Genomic DNA, 2,796 nt, shown 5'->3' on the forward strand with positions numbered 1-2,796 from the left:
GCCATGGCGATCAACAACCGGCCCCGCAAGACCCTCGGCTGGCGGACACCCGCCGAGGTCTTCGAAGAGCAGCTACGCTCGCTGCAACAGCCCGGTGTTGCAACGACTGGTTGAACTCGCCCAGTACGCGTCGAGGGAGTTCGCGAAGGTGTGCCGTCGGCTCGGCGTGACCCGCTCGCGCGGAGCGGTCGGCACCAGCGCGGACAACGCCGCCGCGGAGAGCTTCAACGCGACCCTGAAAAGGGAGACCCTGCAAGGGAAGAAACGCTGGTCAGGGGCACGTGAGGCTCGTCTCGCAGTATTCCGGTGGGTCACCCGCTACAACACGCGGCGCAGGCACTCAGCGCTTGGCTACATCAGTCCGATCGCCTTCGAACAGCGATCAGTTACGCTGGCCGCTGCCGCATAGCAAACGGTGTCCACGCTTCGGGGGAAGCCCCCTTCCTCCCGTGCTTGTTGCAGTTGCTGCTCGGCTACGGACACCTGCTGCTGGGCCTGGGCGTAGCGGTCGCGTGCCTGCTGCAGTAGCGCGTCGGCGTCTGTTTGTTCGGCGCGCTTGTCGCGCAGCCGGTGCGCGGCCTCCTCGGCTGCTCTGCGGGCCTGATCGAGCCGTTCCTGCCTCTGACGGCGCCGTTCGGCGAGTTCGTCGGCCTTCGTCCGGGTCCGTGTCGGCGGCGGGGTCGTCTGCCACTACACCAGCCTGCAGGACCTGTGGCAGCGCGCCCGCCCATCCCTGCCGCTCGCGCAACGCCTGATCCGCATCGGCGCTTCCCTCACCGGCGACCTGACCCGACGGGATCTGCTGCTGCAGGCCACCGAGTTGCACCGGCAGTCCCGCAACCCCACCGCCACCGACGGACAACTGCCGCTCGGCGGCGAGCTGGCGCCCGCCGCGCCGAGCGGCCTGCCCGAGATGACCAGCCGCGACAAGCTCGGCGCCGAACTCGACACACTCTCGATCGACGTGACCCACCACCTGATGGAGCACCACCACCGGCTGCTGCGCGAGCTCGGCGCGACCGACGCCGCCCACCTGCGCGGCATGATCCCCGGGCAGAAGGTGCTCGTCGCCGGGGTGCGGGCCTCCACGCAGACCGCACCGATTTCGTCCGGGAAGCGGGTCATCTTCGTGACGCTGGAGGACGGTTCGGGCCTGGTCGACCTCGCCTTCTTCGAGGACTCCCACGAGGCCTGCGCGCACACCGTGTTCCACAGCGGACTGCTCCTGGTGCGTGGCACCGTCACCGCCCGCGGCCCGCGCCGCACCGTCGTCGGCGAGATGGCCTGGGATCTGGACGAGGTGGCCGCGGCCCGCCGCGACCACGGTCCGCAGGCCGCACTCGACCTGCTCGGCCGCCCCACACCGGCCCACACCCCGCCCCAGTCGGACGCACCGCAGCGCACCCTCGCCGACGGCACCGCCGGCGCCCGCCTCCACCCATACGCCGACCTGCAACCGCCCGGCAGCCGCTCGGCCGACCTGAAGAAACTCGGCCACCGCAGCCAGGGTTCTCCAGGCTGATATGTGTCTCATGAGACACACCACGCGCCCACCCGCGGGGGTGTCCTCGACCAGGGCAGAAGTGGCCAGAGTTGGGCTGACGCCCGCCTGCCCCGTTCTCGAGTCGGCTCACTCTCGACGGGCGAGAGGCAGTGGGACGACGACGCCAGAGTGCTTGGCGAGTTGTTCACGGAGGGCGACATTCTCGGCGAGAAGGGTGGCGATGACGGTCGCTGCGGCGTCAACCTGCTGCTGAAGCCGTTGGCGCTCTTGCCGGCTGCCCCTCAGTTGTCGGCGGAGGCGGGTGAGCTCCTCCTGCTGATGTTGATCGCGCAGGCTGGCGGGACTTCGGCCGACGCGGTTGTCCCACTCCGCGAGGACGGCGGAGCAGAAGCGGGCCGCCCGTTGGGAGCAGCGGGATGCCGCGCCGCCCGTCCGCGGGCCCAAGTTCCGTTTCTCCCGCTCCCCGGCGGTACGGGAGCCCATATCGAGGGCGGCACCGACCGCCTCGGAGCGGGCGGCGCACCGCAGGATGCGGGACATCCTCGGTGACCTGCGGCGCCTGTCGGGCCAGCTGCCTGCCCGTGAAGTGAGGCGGCTGATGGACTCGCTGGAGAAGGCCGCCAAGGCGGCCGGCGACGGGGTGACAGCGTTGCAGCAGGAAGAGGTCGACTCCTGGATCGCGGCCCGCCCGTCGCAGAAGCGGCCGGACGCGGCGGATGGTGCCCCGTCCCCGCCACCGGGTCCAGCAGCCAGGCCCGCCCGGGCCAGGCCGAAGAAGAGCCGGATGGCTGAGCCTCGTGAGGAACCGCCCTTCTCGGCGGTCCTGGAAGCGGTGGGCGCTGCGCGGAAGGTTCTGGAGCAGGTGGCGCGCCGGGGGCAGACGGTGACGTGGAGTCAGCTGCAGCAAGAGGTGCCGGCGCTTGCCGCACTGCGGCCGGACGCGCAGCGGCGCGCGCTGGGGGCCATCGACGAACCCGCGCCGGAAGCCCGGCGCCCGGTTCCAGCCTGGTGCTGCTTGCCGCGCTTGTCACGACGGACAGCGGCGGCCCGCACTCCACCTACCGGGGGATCGCCGCCGGCTCGGGGTGCTTTCTGCCCGACAACCGCGAGCGGCTGTTGGCAGCCTGGAGGGCCAGCATCACCGCCGTGCACGAGCACTACCGCGCTGCGTGATCAGCAGTCTCCGCCCGCGCCCAGCGTCTGGTCGGTTTGGGCTCGCGTCTGGGCGCGGAGCTCCCTGAGGGGACCGGTGGCGCTGCGTCTGGGCGAGGCCGCAGAGGGGGGGTGGGCAG

At 71.4% G+C, this 2,796-nt stretch carries 1 protein-coding gene and 2 pseudogenes; 2 read left to right on the forward strand and 1 reads right to left on the reverse strand.

Features of this window, described 5'->3' with window-relative positions; translation table 11 throughout:
* Positions 1-118: 118 nt before the first annotated feature.
* Both G6048_RS47580 and G6048_RS47585 read left to right on the forward strand, forming a co-directional pair.
* Positions 119-409: pseudogene (locus G6048_RS47580) on the forward strand (integrase core domain-containing protein); the annotation flags it as partial.
* 282 nt (positions 410-691) lie between these two features.
* Positions 692-1,522, forward strand: a pseudogene (locus G6048_RS47585) (OB-fold nucleic acid binding domain-containing protein); the annotation flags it as partial.
* A 108-nt stretch (positions 1,523-1,630) separates the two neighbouring features.
* On the opposite strand, the gene G6048_RS49060 reads toward G6048_RS47585, so the two are convergent.
* Positions 1,631-2,044, reverse strand: a complete 414-nt coding sequence (locus G6048_RS49060; RefSeq protein WP_206343022.1) for a hypothetical protein — start codon at positions 2,042-2,044, stop codon at positions 1,631-1,633.
* Positions 2,045-2,796: the final 752 nt, after the last annotated feature.

Origin of the sequence: Streptomyces ureilyticus, from assembly GCF_011045025.1 — a bacterium.
Classification (GTDB): domain Bacteria; phylum Actinomycetota; class Actinomycetes; order Streptomycetales; family Streptomycetaceae; genus Streptomyces; species Streptomyces ureilyticus.